Source organism: Ramlibacter sp. (genome assembly GCF_028292805.1).
GTDB lineage: Bacteria > Pseudomonadota > Gammaproteobacteria > Burkholderiales > Burkholderiaceae_C > Ramlibacter.
In genome coordinates, this window is sequence record NZ_JAQGLS010000223.1 from 1 (window position 1) to 17,545 (window position 17,545).

The 17,545-nt window shown below is 71.2% G+C and carries 20 protein-coding genes and 1 pseudogene; 10 read left to right on the top strand and 11 right to left on the bottom strand.

Translation table 11 applies throughout. The annotated features are described in order from the left end of the window. Both JWP65_RS14025 and JWP65_RS14030 read left to right on the top strand, forming a co-directional pair. On the top strand, window positions 1–2,077 hold a 2,077-nt coding region (locus JWP65_RS14025; RefSeq protein ID WP_299764741.1), incomplete at its 5' end, for a hypothetical protein. After that, complete coding sequence (locus JWP65_RS14030) at window positions 2,077–2,433, top strand: hypothetical protein (protein WP_299764743.1); 357 nt, start codon at window positions 2,077–2,079, stop codon at window positions 2,431–2,433. The genes JWP65_RS14025 and JWP65_RS14030, both read left to right, overlap by 1 nt. A gap of 65 nt (window positions 2,434–2,498) precedes the next feature. Here the strand turns inward: JWP65_RS14030 and JWP65_RS14035 are convergent, their stop codons facing one another. After that, window positions 2,499–3,269: a TSUP family transporter gene (locus tag JWP65_RS14035; protein ID WP_299764745.1), complete on the bottom strand. Its 771-nt coding sequence runs from the start codon at window positions 3,267–3,269 to the stop codon at window positions 2,499–2,501. Next, window positions 3,266–3,730, bottom strand: a complete 465-nt coding sequence (locus JWP65_RS14040) for an EVE domain-containing protein (protein WP_299764747.1) — start codon at window positions 3,728–3,730, stop codon at window positions 3,266–3,268. Before JWP65_RS14040 ends, JWP65_RS14035 begins: the two co-directional genes overlap by 4 nt. A 23-nt stretch (window positions 3,731–3,753) precedes the next feature. On the opposite strand from JWP65_RS14040, the gene JWP65_RS14045 reads away from it, so the two are divergent. Further along, window positions 3,754–4,974: a Bcr/CflA family efflux MFS transporter gene (locus JWP65_RS14045; RefSeq protein WP_299764749.1), complete on the top strand. Its 1,221-nt coding sequence runs from the start codon at window positions 3,754–3,756 to the stop codon at window positions 4,972–4,974. A 123-nt stretch (window positions 4,975–5,097) separates the two neighbouring features. Here JWP65_RS14045 and eno read toward each other — a convergent pair whose 3' ends face one another. After that, on the bottom strand, window positions 5,098–6,375 hold the full coding sequence (eno, locus tag JWP65_RS14050) for a phosphopyruvate hydratase (RefSeq protein WP_299764751.1): 1,278 nt from the start codon (window positions 6,373–6,375) through the stop codon (window positions 5,098–5,100). After that, window positions 6,372–7,385: a phosphotransferase gene (locus JWP65_RS14055; protein ID WP_299764753.1), complete on the bottom strand. Its 1,014-nt coding sequence runs from the start codon at window positions 7,383–7,385 to the stop codon at window positions 6,372–6,374. The genes eno and JWP65_RS14055 overlap by 4 nt, the downstream gene beginning before the upstream one ends. A 37-nt stretch (window positions 7,386–7,422) precedes the next feature. Here JWP65_RS14055 and JWP65_RS14060 point away from each other — a divergent pair, with 37 nt between their 5' ends. Continuing rightward, window positions 7,423–8,343, top strand: coding sequence for a 2-dehydropantoate 2-reductase (locus JWP65_RS14060; RefSeq protein ID WP_299764755.1), 921 nt, complete (start codon window positions 7,423–7,425; stop codon window positions 8,341–8,343). Here the strand turns inward: JWP65_RS14060 and JWP65_RS14065 are convergent. Both JWP65_RS14065 and JWP65_RS14070 read right to left on the bottom strand, forming a co-directional pair. Beyond that, window positions 8,326–9,624, bottom strand: coding sequence for an Nramp family divalent metal transporter (locus JWP65_RS14065; protein ID WP_299764757.1), 1,299 nt, complete (start codon window positions 9,622–9,624; stop codon window positions 8,326–8,328). The two genes, JWP65_RS14060 and JWP65_RS14065, sit on opposite strands and share 18 nt — an antisense overlap. Window positions 9,625–9,628: 4 nt before the next feature. After that, window positions 9,629–10,342, bottom strand: a complete 714-nt coding sequence (locus JWP65_RS14070) for a YebC/PmpR family DNA-binding transcriptional regulator (RefSeq protein ID WP_299764759.1) — start codon at window positions 10,340–10,342, stop codon at window positions 9,629–9,631. 141 nt (window positions 10,343–10,483) lie between these two features. On the opposite strand from JWP65_RS14070, the gene JWP65_RS14075 reads away from it, so the two are divergent. From JWP65_RS14075 to JWP65_RS14100, 6 genes are all read left to right on the top strand, one after another. Next, window positions 10,484–10,981, top strand: a complete 498-nt coding sequence (locus JWP65_RS14075) for a hypothetical protein (RefSeq protein WP_299764761.1) — start codon at window positions 10,484–10,486, stop codon at window positions 10,979–10,981. 27 nt (window positions 10,982–11,008) lie between these two features. Then, entirely contained in the window at window positions 11,009–11,272 is a 264-nt protein-coding gene (locus tag JWP65_RS14080; protein ID WP_299764781.1) for a hypothetical protein, read from the top strand. After that, on the top strand, window positions 11,273–11,410 hold the full coding sequence (locus tag JWP65_RS14085) for a hypothetical protein (protein WP_299764763.1): 138 nt from the start codon (window positions 11,273–11,275) through the stop codon (window positions 11,408–11,410). It abuts the gene before it with no gap. A 111-nt stretch (window positions 11,411–11,521) separates the two neighbouring features. Further along, window positions 11,522–11,902, top strand: coding sequence for an energy transducer TonB (locus tag JWP65_RS14090; protein WP_299764765.1), 381 nt, complete (start codon window positions 11,522–11,524; stop codon window positions 11,900–11,902). A 103-nt stretch (window positions 11,903–12,005) separates the two neighbouring features. After that, window positions 12,006–12,761 (top strand): hypothetical protein, encoded by a 756-nt coding sequence (locus JWP65_RS14095; protein WP_299764768.1) that lies wholly within the window; start codon window positions 12,006–12,008, stop codon window positions 12,759–12,761. A 149-nt stretch (window positions 12,762–12,910) separates the two neighbouring features. After that, window positions 12,911–13,300 carry a collagen-like protein gene (locus JWP65_RS14100; protein WP_299764770.1) on the top strand — a complete coding sequence of 130 codons (390 nt, stop codon included), beginning with the start codon at window positions 12,911–12,913 and terminating at the stop codon, window positions 13,298–13,300. A 56-nt stretch (window positions 13,301–13,356) separates the two neighbouring features. Here the strand turns inward: JWP65_RS14100 and JWP65_RS14105 are convergent, their stop codons facing one another. The 5 genes and pseudogenes from JWP65_RS14105 to JWP65_RS14125 all read right to left on the bottom strand — a co-directional run. Further along, the gene (locus JWP65_RS14105) at window positions 13,357–14,640 is read right to left on the bottom strand and encodes an amidohydrolase family protein (protein WP_299764772.1); all 1,284 of its coding nucleotides are present in this window, start codon (window positions 14,638–14,640) and stop codon (window positions 13,357–13,359) included. A 26-nt stretch (window positions 14,641–14,666) separates the two neighbouring features. Next, entirely contained in the window at window positions 14,667–15,200 is a 534-nt protein-coding gene (locus tag JWP65_RS14110) for a DsrE family protein (RefSeq protein ID WP_299764775.1), read from the bottom strand. Between the two features lie 120 nt (window positions 15,201–15,320). Beyond that, window positions 15,321–15,927, bottom strand: a pseudogene (locus JWP65_RS14115) (ATP-binding cassette domain-containing protein); the annotation flags it as partial. A gap of 182 nt (window positions 15,928–16,109) precedes the next feature. Then, window positions 16,110–16,742, bottom strand: coding sequence for a uracil phosphoribosyltransferase (gene upp, locus JWP65_RS14120; protein WP_299764777.1), 633 nt, complete (start codon window positions 16,740–16,742; stop codon window positions 16,110–16,112). A gap of 13 nt (window positions 16,743–16,755) precedes the next feature. Further along, window positions 16,756–17,545: DUF1688 family protein (locus JWP65_RS14125; protein ID WP_299764779.1), on the bottom strand; the 790-nt coding region annotated here is incomplete at its 5' end.

A 17,545-nucleotide genomic window follows, 5' to 3' on the forward strand; every position in this document is an offset into this window, starting at 1 on the left:
GGCCGTGGCCGGGGTGCGGGACGAGGCGGTGGCGGCGCCGCTGCGGGCCCTGCTGGCGATCGCGTCGCCCGCCGCGACGGCCGCCCCCGAGATCAGCGCCCAGGCGCAGCGCGAACGCACCTTCGCGGCGGCCACCGCAGTGGTCCGCAGCCTGGCCGCGCGCGGGCGGGTGCTGCTGGCTGTGGAAGACCTGCACTGGGCCGACCCCAGCACGCTGGAGTGGCTGGGCCGTCTGCTGCAGCGCGAGCTGCCCGCGGGGCTGCTGCTGCTGCTGCTGGCGCGCAACGAATTCGAGGCGCCTTGGGCCAACGGGCCGCGAGTGCAGCGGCTGGCGCTGCAGCCGTGTGGCGCCGGCGAGGCCGCCGCCATCGTCGCGGCGCTGGACCGCGAGCGCAGCCTTGACGCCGAAGCCGTCGCCCGCATCCTGGAGCGCGCCGAAGGCAATCCCTTGTTCGTCGAGGAGTTCACCCGCTCGGCGCTGGAGGCGCAAGGCGAGGACATCCCGCTTACGCTGCAGGAGCAGACCATGGCGCGGCTGGACCGCCTGGGCGCGGCCCGGCTGGTGCTGCAGCAGGCGGCCGTGATCGGCCGCAGCTTCTCGCGCCGGCAGCTGCGCGCGGTCAGCGGGCTGGGCGAGGACGTCGTCGACCAGGCCTTGCGGCGCGGCGTCGACGCGCACCTGCTGCGCGCGTTGCCCGAGGCCGCCGGCGACGCCTTCGCGTTCCACCATGCGCTGCTGCGCGACGCGGCGTACTGGTCGCTGCTGCGCAGCGCACGCCAAGCCAGCCACGCCCGCGTGGCGCAGACGCTGCTGGCGGACGATCCGGCCTGCGCGGAACGCCAGCCGGAGCTGCTGGCCCACCACTACACCGAAGCCGGCCAGATCCAGCCGGCCCTCGTGCACTGGCTGGTGGCCGCCAAACGCGCGCTGGCGCGCTCGGCCTGCGTCGAAGCCGCCGCCCATGCGCGCACCGCACTGCGGCTGCTGGGCGAGCCGGGCGATGACGAACCGGCCCTGGCGCTGGAGCTGGAGCTGGAACTGCAGCTGGTGCTGGCCCCGGCACTGATGGCGGTGCACGGCGTGCTCGATACGCAGGTGGAGCAGACCTATTCGCGGGCCCGGCTGCTGGGCGAGCGGCTGGGCAGCGGCGCCAAGCTGCTGGTGCCGCTGTGGGGCCTGTGGGCCTACGAACTGATGCGCGGCGAAACCGGCCGCGCGCTGGCCGTCGCGCGGCAGCTGCGGGCGCTGGCCGATCGCGGGCAGCAGCCGATCACCGCGCTGGTGGCCAGCGCCACGGCCGGCATGACGCTGTTCTACCAGGGCGACCTGCAGGGCGCGCGCGCCGAGTGCGGCAAGGGGCTGGGCCAGTTCCGCGTCGCGCCGGCGGCGGACCGCAGCGCGCGCGGCTTCCATGACCCGGCGGTGATGTGCCACGCCTTCCACAGCCTGGCGTGCTGGCTGCAGGGAGACACCGTCGTCGCCGACGAAGGCGCGGCCGCGTTGCGCGCCGTGATCCCGGCGCTGGCGCCGTTCGACGCGGCCTACGCCTGGTGTTCCGACGCGGTGCTGCACACCCTGGCCGACAACCCGGTGGCGGCCTGTGAATCCGCGGCCCGCGCCATCGCCATCGGCCGCGAGCAGGCTTTCCCGGCCTGGCAGCTGATGGGAGCCATCATGGACGGCTGGGGCCGGGCGCGGCAGGGCGACACCGCCACCGCGCTGGTGCAGATGCAGCGCAGCTTCGACGCCTGGTGCGCCGGCGGCGCGCGCAACCTGCGGCCGTTCTTCCTGGGCCTGCTGGCCGACGCCTGGCTGGCGGCCGGTGTTGCCGCGCAGGTGGTGGACTGCGCCGAGCGCGGGCTGGCGGCCGGCGCTACCGGCGAGCATTGCTGGGACCCGCAGCTGCACCGGCTGCGGGCCGACGGCCTGGCCTTGCGGGGCGACCATGTAGCCGCCATCGCCAGCGCACGGCTGGCGCAGGACGCCGCCCTGCGAATGGGCATCCCGGCCTGGGCCCGGCGCGCAGCCAGCACGCGGGAGCGCATCGAACGGCAACAACAGAAGGCAGCCACTTGATGGACGACCCGCTGCGGTTTCGCTTCATCCTGGCCGCGGCGAGGTGCTGCTGGACCCACGCCACGCTGACCGCGCTGGTGCTGCTGCTCAAGCGCCTGTCCAGCGCCTGCTGCAAGCGGGCGCGCGCCGGCTGGTGCTCACGCGCATCGCCGGTTTCGCCGCCGGCTTGGGCACGCCGGCCAGCCAGCTGGACATGCCGGCACCACCATGGCTTCTCGGTGCTGGTGATCGACGGCATGGCCGGATGTGGGCGTGCACCTGAGCGCGCAGGATGGCAGCGACTCGCGCGCGCGTCGGCGCCGCAACAGGCCCGGCCGTCGCCAGCGACCGCGGCATCTTTACGCACGCTGGCGTAGGCTGGCGGCAAGGCGAAGCCGCACCCCGGCTTCGCGGCCGGTGCGCCCAGCCGGATGCCCTTCGGTTAACCCTGCGGGCCTGACAGCGCCTGCACCGCCGGCACCACCAGCCCGATGCCGGTGACCACCAACAATGCGCAGACGATCCTGAGCACCGCCTCGCGCGACCAGCCCAGCGGCCGGCGCTTGAACCACCAGGTCAGGGCGATCGCCACCGGGGCGGCCAGCAGGCACAGCAGCAGCGAGTTGCGGTTGAACTGACCGGAGGCGACCACCATCAGCAGCCGCAGCACGCCGCCGGCGGCCAACGCCGCCATCAAGGTGTCGCGCAGCGCGTCCAGGCCGATCGGCTGGCGGTAGAAGTGGTAGACCAGCGGCGGTCCGGAGGCGGCGAACAGCCCGCCCAGCAGGCCGGACAGCAGCCCGAAGCTGGCGAAGGCGGTGGGCGAGGAACGCTGGCGCAGCGGCTCGGCGCGCAGCAGCACCACGATGGCGCAGGCGATCACCACCAGCCCGAGCAGCAGCCGCAGCCCCATCACCACGTTGGCAGCCAGCCAGGCCAGCAGGGCGACGCCGAGCGCGACGCCGACGATGCTGCCGGGGATCGTTGCGCGCAGCATCGCGTTGTCCAGCGACTTGCGGGTGCCGCGCAGCGCGATGGCCGCGTTCAGCAGCGAGATCACCGTGGCCACGTTGGCGACGTCGGCCAGCGGCGCCAGCTCCAGCAGCCCGGTCAGTCCCAGCAGGATCAGCGCCAGCGCGAAGCCGGTGACGCTTTGCGCCGTGGTGGCCAGCGCCACGCACAGCAGGAAGGCCGCGACCTGCCAGCCGCTCACTGCTCGCCAAGCCGCTGCAGCACGATCTTCCAGTGGCGCTGTTCCACCGGCGTGATGGACAGCCGGCTGCCCTTGCGCAGCAGCGCCAGGTCCGCCAGCAGCGGGTCGCCGCGCATCGCGGCCAGAGTGAGGTTGCGGGTCTTGCGCAGCACCTGCACGTCGACCAGCGTCCAGCGCGGCGCCTGGCGCTTGGCGGCCGGATCGAAGTAACGGGAGGACGGGTCGAACTGGGTCGGGTCGGGGTAGGGCGCCGAGGCCACCCGGGCCACGCCGACGACCCCGGGCTCGGCGCAACTGGAGTGGTAGAACAGCACGCCGTCGTCCACCCGCATCGCGTCGCGCATGAAGTTGCGCGCATGGTAGTTGCGCACGCCCACCCACGGCACGGTCGCGCCGGGCGCCGCCAGCGCGTCGTCCACCGAACATTCGGCGGGCTCGGACTTCATCAGCCAGTAGTTCATCGCCACGGCATTATCCTTGCGCGGTGCAGGAACCCATCAAGAACAACGAAAGCGCCGTGCCGCATCGGCACGGCTGGCTCACCGCCAACCTGATCGCCCAGCTTGCCTTCGGCCTGGTGATCATGACGATCTGCCTGCCGTCCATGCAGGACTGGCCAACCACCTTCGGCGCCAGCCAGGCCGCGGTGCAGCTGACCTTCAGCGGCTTCATCGCCGCCTATGGCGGGCTGCAACTGCTCTATGGCCCGCTGTCGGACCGCTTCGGGCGCAAGCCGATTCTGTTGATCGGGCTGGTGGTTTCGCTGCTCGGCTCGCTGCTGGCGATGGCCGCGCCGGGGATCGGCGTGCTGACGCTGGCCCGCGTGCTGCAGGGCGCCGGCAGCGCCGCCGGCATGGTGGTGGGGCGCGCCATGGTGCAGGACCTGTTCCAGGGGCGCGAGCGCACCCGGGTGATGGCCTTCGTCGGCATGGCGATGGGCGTGTGCCCGCCGCTGGCGACACTGGTCGGCGGCAACCTGCACGTGCACCTGGGCTGGCAGGCCAACTTCGTGCTGCTGGCGGCGCTGGGGCTGGGCCTGCTGGCCGCCGCCTGGTGGGGCCTGCCGAACCTGACGCCCGCGGCGGCCAATCGCGCCGGCGGCTGGCGCCAGCTGGTGTCGGGCTACGGGCGGCTGGTGCGCGAGCGGGCCTTCCTGCTGTACGTGGTGATGCTGGCCATGGCCACCGCCACCTTCTACACCTTCCTGGGTGGCGCGCCGCTGGTGCTGGCCGGCTACGGCGTCACGCCGGACCGCATCGGCTGGTACATCATGTGCATCCCGCTGGCCTACATCGTGGGCAACCTGCTGGCCAGCCGGCTGATCCGGCTGCATGGCGACCGCTTCATCCTGGGACTGGGACAGGTCGGCACCTTCGCCGGCCTGCTGCTGGTGCTGGCGCTGGCGCTGGCCGGGTTGCACACGCCGCTGGCGCTGGCCTTGCCGCTGGTGCTGCTGGGGATCGGCCACGGCCTGCTGGCGCCGCCGACGCTGGCCGGCACCGTGGGCCTGATCCCCGCGCTGGCCGGCTCCGCCGCTGCCGTCGGTGGCCTGATGCAGCAACTGACCGGCGCGCTGGGCGGCTTCGTGATCGGCCTGGTTCCCAACGACAGTCCGGTGAACATGGCGCTGCTGATGCTGGGCTGGTCGGTGTGCGGGCTGGCCGCGCAGTGGACGCTGTTCCGGTTCGTGCTGCGTCGGAAATAGCGCGGCAGCGCGCCGGGCTTGCCATTGCGGGCCTGGCCCGCGATCCAGGCAGCGCTGGATCCTGCGCCGCCCGGCTCGGGTCGAGCCCGGGAGGACGAACCATTGCCAAGCCTCGCCGTCAGCTCAGCGGTTGCGCGCCAGCGCGGCCCGGCCGGCGAAACCACCCGGCGCGCCGGCCCGCGCCTCGATGCGCACGCCTTCGTTCCACTTGGCCATGCGCTCGGAGCGGGCGAACGAGCCGACCTTGAGCTGGCCGGCATTCCAGCCGGTGGCCAGGTGCACGATGGCCACGTCCTCGGTTTCGCCCGAGCGCGCCGAGACGATGGTGCCGTAACCCAGCGCCTGCGCCACCTCCAGCGCGGCCCGGGTCTCCGTCACGGTGCCAGCCTGGTTCGGCTTGATGAGCACGCAATTGCAGGCGCCCAGCCGCGCCGCGCCACGCACGCGTTGGGCGTCCGTCACCAGGTAGTCGTCGCCCACCACCTGCACCCGATGGCCGACCGCGCGGGTGAAGGCGACCAGCCCGGCTTCGTCGTCCTCGCCCAGCGGGTCTTCCATCGAGACGATGGGATAGCGCTCCACCCAGCGCACCAGCCGCTCGCACAGGCCGTCGGAATCGAGCTGCTGGTTGTCCAGCGCCAGCCGGTACTGCCCGCCGCTGCCGAATTCGGAGGCCGCGATGTCCAGCGCGATGCCCACTTCGTCGCCCGGCACGAAACCGGCCCGCTCGATGGCCGCGACCAGCGTGTCCAGCGCCTCCTCGTTGCGCTTGAAGTCCGGCCACCAGCCGCCCTCGTCGGCCACCCCCGCCAGCGGGCCGCGCGCTGCCATCAGCTCGCCGGCGCAGCGGTACACCTCGGCCGTCATCTCCAGCGCCTGCGCGAACGAGGTGGCGCCGGTGGCGATCACCATGAAGTCCTGCACGTCGACCCGGCGACCCGCATGGGCGCCGCCGCCGAAGATCTGGATCTGCGGCAACGGCAGTTGCACGCTGCGCCCTTGCGCCAGGTACTGCCACAGCGGCTGGCGCGCCCGCGCTGCGGCGGCGTGCAGCACCGCCAGCGAGGTGGCGACCAGCGCATTGCCGCCAAGGCGCGCCTTGTTCGGCGTGCCGTCCAGCGCGACCAGGGTCGCGTCGATCCCGGCCTGGTCGCCCGCGTCGCGGCCCAGCAGCGCCGGGGCGATCTCCCGCTCGATGCCGCGCAGCGCTTGCTGCACGTCCAGGCCCTTGAAGCGCTCGCCGCGGTCACGTAACTCCGCGGCTTCGCGCGTGCCCATCGAAGCGCCCGCCGGCGCGATCCCGATGCCCACGCTGGCGTCGTCGTTGGTGACTTCCACTTCCACCGTGGGCCGCCCGCGCGAATCCCAGATGCGGCGCGCTTCGATTCTTCGTATCGTCATGCGATGAACTCCCCGGCCCAGCTGGCCGCGACCTGTTCCAGTTGTGCCGGCGGATCCCGCAGCAAGGCGATCGCAACCCGGCGCACGGCCTGGCGTTGCGGATCGGTGAGGTAGTCGACCGGCGACTTGCCGTCCACGCGGGCCAGCGTCAGCGCCGGCAACAGCGCGGCGATGCGCTGCTCCAGTGCCTGCGGCGCCTCCCATTCGACCCGGGCGAAGTAGCCGGTCAGGAAAGCGCGGTAACTCTCCATCAGCGCCTGGCCGTGCCGCGGCAGGTGCGCAGCCTTCAGCAGGAAGTGGTTCAGGCAGAAGGCGACGTCGAAGGCCGGGTCGCCGAACCAGGCGCACTCGGCATCGAGCAGCACCGGGCCGTGCGGGCCGAGCAGGATGTTCTTGGGGCTGATGTCGCCATGCACCAGCACCCGGCGCGTCGCCGCCGTGCGCTCCACGGTCGCCAGCAGGACCGGGGCCAGGCCCGGGTGGACCCGCGCCGTCTCCAGCAGGTAGGGCTCCAGCCGGATCGCGTGGAAGGTGGCGTCGGTGGCGAAGCGCTCGGCCAGCAAGGCGTGGTCGGCCGTGGCCGCATGGACGCGCCCGAGCACGTCGCCGACGGCGCCGGCCACGGCGGGACCGACCTGACCGGCCAGCAGGTCGGCCTTCCAGCTGCGGTACTGTGGCCCCAGGAATTCCATCACGAAGCTCTTGCTGGCGTCGTCCTGGCCCAGCACCCGCGGCACGTGGCCGGGCGCGATGCCGGCCACCGTGCGCAACCAGGCGACCTCGGCGAACACGCGTTCGACTGGCACGTTCCATTCCTTGGCCACCTTCAGCCGCGGCAGGGCTTGCTTCAGGCAGTAGCTGCCCGAGCGCAGGTCGATCCGGTAGATGCCCGAGGAGACGCCACCGGCCAGCGCCGCCGCCGCCACGGGTTCGTCGGCGCCGGCCAGCCCCAGCCCGGTGAAGATGCGGCGCATGGCGGCAGGGTCACGCGACAAGTCGACGTAGGGCATCCGTTCAGGATAGCAAAGGTCTCCCTAGAATCCGCCCATGACCCAAGCACTTCACATCGCCGTCATGGGCGCGGGCGCCGTCGGCTGCTACTTCGGCGGCATGCTGGCGCGGGCCGGCCACCGCGTCACCCTGGTTGCGCGCCCGGCGCACGTGCAGGCCATCGAACGCGACGGCTTGCGCATGGAAACGCGCGGCTTCGACGAGCAGGTCAGGCTGGCCGCCAGCAGCGACGCTGCGGCGGTGCAGGGCGCCGACCTGGTCCTGTTTTGCGTCAAGTCGATGGACACCGAGGCGGCCGCGGCGCAGATCGCACCGCACCTGCGAGCCGACACGCTGGTGCTGTGCCTGCAGAACGGCGTCGACAACGCCGAGCGCCTGCGCACCGTGCTGCCGGACCATGCGGTGGCCGCGGCGGTGGTCTACGTGGCCACCGAGATGGCTGGGCCCGGCCACGTCAGGCACCATGGCCGCGGCGACCTGGTGATCGAGCCGTCGCCCCGCAGCGAGGCCGTGGCGCTGGCGCTGGCGGCGGCCGGCGTGCCGACGGATGTTTCGGACAACGTGCGCGGCGCCTTGTGGCTCAAGCTGATCCTCAACTGCGCCTACAACGCGGTGTCGGCGATCGCGCAGCGCCCGTACGGCGAGAACGTGCGCGGCATCGGCATCGCCGAGGTGATGCACGACGTGGTGGAGGAATGCCTGGCGGTAGCCCGGGCCGAAGGCGTGCGGCTGCCCGGCGACGCCCACGCTGCCGTGGGCAAGCTGGTCGAAAGCATGCCGGCGCAGTCTTCCTCGACCGCGCAGGACCTGGCGCGCGGCAAGCCGACCGAAATCGACTTCCTCAACGGGCTGATCGTGCGCCGCGGCGTGGCGCTGGGCGTGGCGACGCCGGCCAACCGGGTGCTGTGGGCGCTGGTCAAGCTGCTCGAAGGCAAGGGCTCAGCCCAGCACCTTTGACAGCTCGCTCCACAGCTGCTGCGCACCCAACGCGATGAACAGCGCGGCGGTGATGCCCAGCAGCACATTGGTCAGCGGCGTGTTGCCCCAGCCGGGGGGCGCGCGTCTGCCATTGAGCAGGCCCAGCAGCGTGATGGCCAGAAACGGCATGAACAGCGAGCCGAGCACGCCATACAGCAGAATCAGGAAGATCGGCTTGTTCAGCAGGAACAGCACCATCGGCGGGAAGGTGAGCCACAGCACGTAAAAACGGAAGTACTTGCCGCCAACCCGCGTGTCGGGATGGCCCGAGGGCAGGCCGCGGATGGTGCCCCAGAAGTCGGCGAACATCAGCGAAACGCCGTTCCACACGCCGATGATCGACGAGAACGAAGCGGCCCAGAAACCGACCAGGAAGCCGGTGCCGATGAACCTGCCGTAGCGTTCGTTGAGCACCCTGGTCAGGTCCAGCAGGCCCTCGTCACCGGCGCTCAGGGCGACGCCGGCCGACCGGACCACTTCGGCGCCCACGACCAGCATGGACAGCACGAACACCCCGGTCAGAACGTAGGCCATGGCGTTGTCGATGCGCATGACGCGCATCCACTTGGGCGTGTACCAGCCTTTCTCGCGCAGCCAGTAGCCGTAGGCCGCCAGCGTGATGGTGCCGCCGACGCCGCCGGCCAGTGCCAGCGTGTAGAGCATGCCGCCTGCCGGAATCATCGGCACCAGCCCGCTGGCCATCGCCGGGATGTTCGGCGCGGCGATCACCGCCAGCCCGACCACCGTGACGAACATGATGCCCACCAGCACGGCGGTGACCTTCTCGAAGAAGGCGTAGTGGCCGAACCAGACCATCAGGAAGCCGGCCAGCCCCATCAGCACCGCCCAGACCTTCAGGTCGACCGCCGGAAACAGCGCGGCCAGCGGCATCGCCGACGACGACATCGCGGTGGCGCCGTAGATGAAGCCCCAGATCATGATGTAGGGACCGAAGTACCAGGTGGTCCAGCGCCCCAGCGTGCGCCACCCTTCGAAGATCGTGCGGCCGGTGGCCAGCGTGTAGCGGCCGGCGCCTTCGACCAGGATGATCTTCAGCACCACGCCCAGCACCACGGCCCACAGCAGGCCGTAGCCGTAGCGCGAGCCGGCGACCAGCGTGGCCACCATGTCGGCGGCGCCGACGCCCGTGGCGGCCACCACCAGGCCCGGGCCGATGATCTTCCAGCGGGCCGGCTGGCCGCCGTCGTCGTCCACCCGGTCGGCATGGCCGGCCACCACAGCTTCCTTCTGGCTGGCCATGCTGTTAACCCGCCAGTCCCACGAACACGTTCTGCACGTCGTCGTGCTGGTCGATGGCAGCCAGGAACGCCTCCACCTCCTCCAGCTGCGCCGGCTCCAGCCTGGCCGGGTCCACCGGGTTCTTCGGCTTGTAGCCCAGCTTGGCAGACAGCACCGTGAAGCCTTGCGCCGGCAGCGCCCGGCTGACCAGGTCGAGGTCGCTCGGGTCGGTCCAGAACATGGTGGTGCCTTGCTCGTCGCCCGGCTCGAAGTCCTGGGCGCCAGCTTCGATCGCGGCCAGTTCGGGGTCGGCGCCGGCCGCGGCCGGCTCGGCTTCGATCATGCCGACGTGGTCGAAATCCCAGGCCACCGAGCCGGAGGTGCCGAGCTGGCCCTTGCGGAACAACACCCGCATCTCGGGCGCCGTGCGGTTCACGTTGTCGGTCAGGCATTCCACCATCACCGGCACCTGGTGCGGCGCGAAGCCCTCATAGATCACGTGTTCGAAGTGCACCGCCTCGCCGGTCAGGCCGGCGCCCTTCTTGATGGCGCGGTCGAGCGTGTCCTTGGGCATGGAGGCCTTGCGGGCCTGCTCCACCACCAGCCGCAGGCGCGAATTGCCGGCAGGGTCGGGGCCGCCGCGCGCGGCCACCATGATGTCCTTGGCCAGCCGGCCGAACAACTTGCCCCTGGCGTCGGCCGCCTGGGCCTTGCCTTTTGCTTTCCACTGCGCGCCCATGTGCGGCCTTTTTTCTTGATGCGACAGGCTGGATCGTAAACCGTGGCGGCAGCGCACACCCGCGCGCCGGACACGAATCCGTCATCCGCCGGTGTGACGGTGGCGTCAGGGCCCGCTGGCGCGGGGCCGTAAACTCAGGCGATGAGCCTGAATGAAGACAGCGACGGGGAACGCATCCAGGAGCCGCGCCGATGGCGCGACAACGGCTGGACGGCCCAGGTCGTCAAGAACGAGGACGACGACGGCTGGGCCGTCGCCATGACGCCCGATGGCCGGGTGGAGCCGGCGCTGGTCGGCCCCTGGACCATGGGCCGCGACAAGAAGAACCCCAAACCGCTGGACACGGCGGCCTTCAACACCCTGGTCAAGACCGCCAGCGAGTTCGTGCGGCGCTCGCAGCAGCAATTGCATGCGCAACTGCACCAGAGCCTGGTGATCTCGCACGGCGACGAGCGCGTGACCGTGACGCTGGACATCGAGCCGGACGAAGAGAACCCCAGCGCCGTGCTGGGCGCGCGCGGCGCCGGTGACGAAGTGCTGGCGCAGGTGCCGGTGGCGCCATCGTTCAAGCTGACCCGCGCGCGCGCCGAGGCCTGGGCCGCGGCGGGGTTCAGCGCCGAGTCGGTCCGGCGCGGCTAGGCTTGCGCGCCTGCCGCTGGCGGCCAGATCGCGTTTCGCAGCGTCAAGCCGCCCGGCGACCCGATCGCGGTCGCCGGGCCGGTGGGCGAGCTGCTGCGCGCGCAAGGGCGCCACGACATGCGGCTGGCGCACATTGATTTTCCGATCCACAAGCCGGGCTTGAAGGCGCAGTTCTCGCAGGTGTACTCCAGCGACGACCCGCACCTGGAGACCGACCTGCAGTTCGGCGTCACCCGGGCGCTGGTGGGCCGGTACCTGCCGCAGCTGGGCGAGCCCGCGCCCGCCGCCTAGGTGCAGCGCCGCTGGTACTCGCTGGATCGCCGCTTCATGATTGCCGCCGGCGACGATGCGCTGCCGGCGCCGCCGATCACTGGCAAGGCGCAAGGGTCGCGGCGGCAACCGGGCGTGCTGCAGCGCACCGGCGGGTAGCACAGGCACGGAGTTCGGGTGCCACCCGCCACCGTTCCAACCCTTGTCACAATTGCCGCAATCCCGCATGATGGGCGGAAAGAGCAGGGGGGACGACAAGCAGTGGCAACCATGATGACCGCCATGAGGTCGTGCGCCGCGCGCACCACCCCGGGTGAACAGCGGCTGGCCGACCGATTCGCGCCCGAACCGGCCGGGCTTTCGCGTTGGCTGCGGCCCGCACTGCCAGTCCCGCTGGTCCTGCTGGCCGGCTGCGCTGCTCCCCCGCGCCGCCCGCTCGGCGGGTACAAGATCACGGGCCGGGTGACGGCGCAGGGGCTCGTCCAGGCCGACGGCACCGTGGCCTCCTTCAGCCTCCTGGAGTTGCCCCACGAACTGCTGTCGCAAGCCGTGCCCCAGGCCCTCGCGCAATGGAAGTTCTCTCCCGCGGACGGCGAGGCGGCGGACCAACTCAGGCTGCGCCAGACCTTCGAGTTCCGGGTGGCTCCGTGAGGCCCCAGACCGGGGAGAGGTCCGTGGCCGCAGGCTGGCGCACTTGCGCAGGGGCAGGTTGCCTGGGTCGCCTGCCCGGGGGTCAGGGAGCCGGGGAGGCGCAATGGATTGGGTAGCAAGCGGCCTGCTGGCCTTGGCCATCGGCCTGCCGGCCGTGCTGGTGCTGGGCGTGCTGCTCGCGGCGTGGCGCCTGACACGCCTGCGCTGGCGCGATATCGCCCTGGGCCTGGCCGCGCCGGGCTCCGTGCCGCCGCCGGTGCGCACCGCACTCGACGGCGCCAGGCCTTTGCTGACCGCCCTGGGTTTCCAGTTCCGCTACACCACCGCGTCCGAGCCCGCGCTCGTTTCCAGCACCGAGCGGCTCACGTTCAACGACGTCTACCAGCATGCGGACAAGCACGCGCACGCGGTGGTCACGGCCGCTTCGGCCGCGGGCCGCCCGGCTGCGTGCTCGATCATGTGGGTGACCCAGTTGCGCAGCGGGCACGTGCTGGCCACGGTCAACTGCTACCTGCACAAGCTGCTGACCATCCCGGCCGGCTGGCTGATGGACGACGGCTACCTGCCGGGGGCGCAGCAGTCCTGGCGGCGCCACCTGCAGCGGCTGCCCGACAACCCGCAAGCCATCGTGACCGACGGGGTCGAGTTCTTCCGCGCCAACAAGCAGGCGGTGGACAGCTTCATTCCCCAGTGCGAAAAGCGTGGCCTGATGCAGGCCGGCGACGCGCACTGGCAACTGCGCTGGCCGGCGGCCGTCGTCTTCGCCTTCCGACAGGTGCTGGGGCAGCGCAGGGCCATCAAGGCCGCCAGGCGTGCCGCCAGGCGACCCGGCTCAGCCGTCAAGGCCGGCGTCCTGTAGGCGGAAGTCGTCAATCCGGCCCAGGAAGGCCGCAATGTACGGTAGCGGACACAATGGCCCCCTCCTGTCGCGGTACCTTCCGGCAGTGAACTGCGCCTTGCGGACCTCCTGTCCCAGGTATGCGGTTTCGCTAGATCGACAGGATTCCAATGAAATACGCATTCGCTCTCTCCATCGCCGTTGCCACCCTGACCCTGGCCGGCTGCCAGCGTGAAGTCGTCGTCGCCCCGGTGCCGGCCGCGGCCCCCGCGGTGATCGCCGTTCCCGGCCCGGCCGGCGCGCCTGGCGCCACCGGTGCCACCGGTGAAACCGGTTCCGCCGGCATCACTGGCAACACCGGCAACACCGGCAGCACCGGCAGCACCGGCCTGACCGGTTCGACCGGCAGCATGGGCAACACCGGTACCACCGGCGAGACCGGCGCCACCGGCGCCACGGGCTACACCGGCGCCACCGGTGACACCGGCGCCACCGGCGCCACCGGCCAGCGCGGCCGCACCGGCGACAACGTGATCGTCGTGCCGGCTCCTTCGCGCTGATCCGCGCCAGCTGGAAGGCCTGACCCAGGCTTTCCAGACCGCCCGGCCGGGACCGTTCAGCGCCGCGCAGGCGCCGTGAACGTGACCGCGCCGGGCCGGCCCGGCACCCGCAACGCGGCTGCCACGTGCGGCGTCTCCGCCAGCACCACTCCCCGTTTCCAGACTTTCAGCCGGTTCGCCCGCAGCCGGATCGCCTCGATGGCGTCGCCCGCCTGCAGCAGCACGAAGCTCGCCTCGCAGCCCGCCGCGATCCCGTAGCCGTCCAGGTGCATCACCTGCGCCGCATTGGTGGTGACTGCGTCGAAGCACGCTTGCATGCCCGTGCGGCTGGTCATCTGCGCCACGTGCAGGCCCATGTGCGCCACCTCCAGCATGTCGGCCGAACCCATGCCATACCACGGGTCCATCACGCAGTCGTGGCCGAAGGCGACGTTCACGCCCGCCGCCATCAGCTCCGGCACCCGCGTCATGCCGCGCCGCTTCGGATAGCCGTCGTGCCGCCCCTGCAGCGTGATGTTGATCAAGGGGTTGGCGATCACGCTGACGCCGCTTTGCGCGATCAACGGCAGCAGCTTGCTCACGTAGTAGTTGTCCATGCCGTGCATGGAAGTGCAGTGCGAGCCGTTCACGCGGCCTTGCAGGCCCAGCCGCTGGGTCTCGAAAGCCAGGGTTTCGATGTGGCGCGACAGCGGATCGTCGGTTTCGTCGCAGTGCATGTCGACCAGCTTGCCGCGCTCGGCCGCCAGCTCGCACAGCAGCCGCACGCTGGCGGCGCCCTCGCTCATGGTGCGCTCGAAGTGCGGGATGCCGCCGACCACGTCGACGCCCAGGTCCAGCGCGCGCTCGAGGTTCTCCATGCCCCGCGGGGCGCGCAGCACGCCGTCTTGCGGAAAGGCCACCAGCTGCAGGTCGATGACGCCGGCGACGCGGCGCCTGACTTCCAGCAAGGCCTCCACCGGCAACATGCTCGGGTCGCTGGTGTCGACGTGGCTGCGGATCGCCAGCAGGCCGCGCGCCACCGCCCAGTCGCAGTACGCGAGGGCCCGCTCGATGATGTCGTCGGCCCGCAGTTGCGGCTTGAGCTCGCCCCACACGGCGATGCCCTCGAGCAGCGTGCCGCTCTCGTTGACTCGCGGCAGGCCGTAGCTGAGCGTGGCGTCCATGTGGAAGTGCGGGTCGCAAAACGGCGGCGTCAGCAGCTGGCCGGCGGCGTCGACGGTCTCGGCGGCCGCCGCCCGCAGGCCGGCCGTCACTTCGGTGATCCTGCCGGCCTGCACGGCGACCGACATGTCGCAGCGGCCGTCGGGCAGGGTGGCGTTGGTGATCAGCAGGTCGAGCACGGAAGCCTTTCGCGCGCCGGTGGCGCCTACTGCAGTTCGGGGTACTGCTTGACGATGTCGTCGCGCGTCACGCGCGGAAACATCTCGGCGTACATGTAGCTATAGCCTTGGTTCTGCCACTTGGCCAGGTCGCTCACGGCGGCCGGCGCCACGGTGATCACGTCGTAGAACTCGTCGGGCTTGTAGCCGCGCGAGCGCGCCGCGTTGCCGCACACGCGGATGGTTACGCCGGCATCGGCCAGCGCCTTCAAGTCTTCGTAGACGCCCGGGTAGGCGGCGCGGTTCAGCCGCGAGAAGGCATGCAGCTCGTTGCCGTGGGCCACGATGACGATGTGCGAGTTCTTCACGTCGCCATACTTCTTCAGCGCCTCCAGGTGGTTGCGCACGTAGCCGAAGGCGGCCTTGCCGTCCAGCGGCTTGGCGAAGTTGAAGTCATACACCGCCTTTTGCGGCTTGTAAGGGGTGGCGTCGAACTTGGAGGGATCGTCCGGGCCGGCGGCGGCGGTGCGGCAGGCAGCCGCGAGGGCCAGGGCGATCAGGGGCAGGTACTTCTTCATCATGGTTCCAGGTTGATGGGCAGGGTCCGCGCGGGACCGGTCACATCATCGTCCATCAGCGCTCGCCCGGTCGGCTGGTGCGTCACGATCGGCCGTGGCGTGCTTGCGTCCGGGGCATGCGGGGCGGCCCAGGATCAGCTTTTGCATGTTGCCGCCGGACAAGGTCCGGGCCGGCGCGTCCAGCCCGGCGCGGCGCACGTCGAAGGCCTGTCGGATGGCCTGCGCGTGGGATCGGGCCGCCTGCCGGCGCACCACGCCACCGCGGCGGAACAGCGCGCCGCGCAGCCGCTCCGACACCGCGTTCTCCCACACCGGCAGGTCGCCGACCACGCCGGTGCCGTGCCGGTCCTCGGGAATGCGCGCCATGCCGTGCGCCACCAGCCAGGCCGGGTCGGCGCGCCAGGGCTCGCGGCCAGCAGCCGCTCGCGGTTCGCCACCCGCAGCACTTGGGCCAGCTTGTGGCTGATGAAGAGAATGGACAGGCCCTCGGCCACCAGGGCGGCCAGGGTCGCGAACAGCGACTCGCTCTCCTGCGGCGTCAGCACCGCCGTCGGCTCGTCCAGGATCAGGGTGCGGGCGCCGCGGCACGGCGCCCTGAGGATCTCCGCCCGCTGGCGCTGGCCCAGCGACAGCGAGCCGACGGCGCGTGCGGCTCCACCGCCAACCCGAAGCGCCTGGCCACTGCCAGCAGCTTGGCCCGCGCCGCGCCGCGGCGGCTGAAAGGCTGCCAACAGCGCTCGGCGTAGAGAACGTCGGCGCCATGTCGATCATGAGATGGCTAGGATTCCGTGGGAGCAGCAAGCGCCGTGCCATCGGGGGGGGTCAAGGTGTCATTGCGGGCGTGAGCCGGGATCCAGTTCGGCCTGACCATCATCGACTGATTGCGGAGTCAAGCCCGCCATGGCAAGGCCGTCATTTCGTGCCGAACATCCGGTCGCCCGCATCCCCCAGCCCCGGCAGGATGTAGCCGTGGTCGTTCAGTTCGCGGTCGATGGCCGCGGTGTAGATCGGCACGTCGGGGTGGGACTGCTGCATGGCGCGCACGCCTTCGGGGCAGGTCAGCAGGCAGACGAACTTGATCGACTTGGGGCTCAGCTCCTTGAGCCGCTCGACCGCCGCGATGGCCGAGTTGCCGGTGGCCAGCATCGGGTCGACCACGATCACGTCGCGCTCGGCCATCTTCTCGGGCATCTTGAAGTAGTACTCCACCGCCGTCAGCGTCTTGGGGTCGCGGTACAGGCCGATGTGGCCGACGCGCGCGCCCGGCACCACGCTGAGCATGCCGTCCAGGATGCCGGTGCCGGCGCGCAGGATCGAGACGAAGACCAGCTTCTTGCCGTCGATCACCTTCACGCGTGCCTGTTCCATCGGCGTTTCGATGTCCACCTCCTGCATCGGCACGTCGCGCGTGACCTCGTAGGCCATCAGCATGGACAGCTCGTTGAGCAGGCGGCGAAAGCTGTTGGTGCTGGCCTCCTTGTTGCGCATCAGGGACAGCTTGTGCTGCACCAGGGGGTGGTCGATGACGTGGACGTTGTTTTGCATGGGGTCGATTCTCTTAGAAGACGGTTCCGTCGCTCGCCACCTGCAGTGGCGGCAGCCCGCCGCGGTGCCGCTGGGCCAGGGCGCGGCCGGCGGCCCAGCTGCCGCCTTCCAGCACGCAGGCCAGCGGCAGGCGCTGGGTATCCAGGTGGAGCATGCCGCGAACCTCGTGCGCCACCTCGTCCAGCAGCGCCAGCGTCAGTGCCCGCCATTCGACGATCAGCTCGTCGCCCGGCTGCCAGACCTGGCGCGCCAGGCCTTCGTCGCGCAGGCGCAGCAGGCCACTGTCGATCATCAGGCCGCCGTTGCGGTATTCGGGCAGGGCGGTCAATGCGTCCAGCCCGCGCGTGCGCACCCCGGCCCACTCGAACGGCTCCAGCAGCGAGTAGGTGAGCCACTGCGACAGCTTGTGGAACGGCACCCAGCCGTCGGTCAGGCCTTCGCCGCGCACCGCGGCATGGCGCCAGCAATCGCCCAGTGGCACTGTGGCGATCGCGTTGCTGGCCGGCCAGATGCCCGAGAGCGACTGCAGGATCTGCGACAGGATGTCGTGCGCCGCCACTTCGGCCGTCGGCGGGGCGTCGGTGCTGCCGAACGGCGTGACGATCATGTCGAAGATGCCGGCCGGCCGGCCCGGCTCGCCGAACACCTCCGGCTGCTCCGCCATCACCTCGCCGAGCCGGCGCAGCAGCACGGCGCGGCTGTCCAGCCCCACCAGCGGATTACCGGCGTTGACCTGGAAGGCAGAGGCGAGGTGCTCGGTGGACAGGCCGCGCAGTCCGGCCGAGTCGGCCTGCAGCGGATGG

Excerpts from the sequence above, each read along its gene's own strand:
- JWP65_RS14060 (WP_299764755.1), top strand. The coding sequence starts at position 7,423 with ATGACCCAAGCACTTCACATCGCCGTCATGGGCGCGGGCGCCGTCGGC.
- JWP65_RS14070 (WP_299764759.1), bottom strand. The coding sequence starts at position 10,342 with ATGGGCGCGCAGTGGAAAGCAAAAGGCAAGGCCCAGGCGGCCGACGCC.
- JWP65_RS14030 (WP_299764743.1), top strand. The coding sequence starts at position 2,077 with ATGGACGACCCGCTGCGGTTTCGCTTCATCCTGGCCGCGGCGAGGTGC.
- JWP65_RS14055 (WP_299764753.1), bottom strand. The coding sequence starts at position 7,385 with ATGCCCTACGTCGACTTGTCGCGTGACCCTGCCGCCATGCGCCGCATC.
- JWP65_RS14040 (WP_299764747.1), bottom strand. The coding sequence starts at position 3,730 with ATGAACTACTGGCTGATGAAGTCCGAGCCCGCCGAATGTTCGGTGGAC.
- JWP65_RS14110 (WP_299764775.1), bottom strand. The coding sequence starts at position 15,200 with ATGATGAAGAAGTACCTGCCCCTGATCGCCCTGGCCCTCGCGGCTGCC.
- eno (WP_299764751.1), bottom strand. The coding sequence starts at position 6,375 with ATGACGATACGAAGAATCGAAGCGCGCCGCATCTGGGATTCGCGCGGG.
- JWP65_RS14095 (WP_299764768.1), top strand. The coding sequence starts at position 12,006 with ATGGATTGGGTAGCAAGCGGCCTGCTGGCCTTGGCCATCGGCCTGCCG.
- JWP65_RS14100 (WP_299764770.1), top strand. The coding sequence starts at position 12,911 with ATGAAATACGCATTCGCTCTCTCCATCGCCGTTGCCACCCTGACCCTG.
- upp (WP_299764777.1), bottom strand. The coding sequence starts at position 16,742 with ATGCAAAACAACGTCCACGTCATCGACCACCCCCTGGTGCAGCACAAG.
- JWP65_RS14090 (WP_299764765.1), top strand. The coding sequence starts at position 11,522 with ATGATGACCGCCATGAGGTCGTGCGCCGCGCGCACCACCCCGGGTGAA.
- JWP65_RS14075 (WP_299764761.1), top strand. The coding sequence starts at position 10,484 with ATGAGCCTGAATGAAGACAGCGACGGGGAACGCATCCAGGAGCCGCGC.
- JWP65_RS14065 (WP_299764757.1), bottom strand. The coding sequence starts at position 9,624 with ATGGCCAGCCAGAAGGAAGCTGTGGTGGCCGGCCATGCCGACCGGGTG.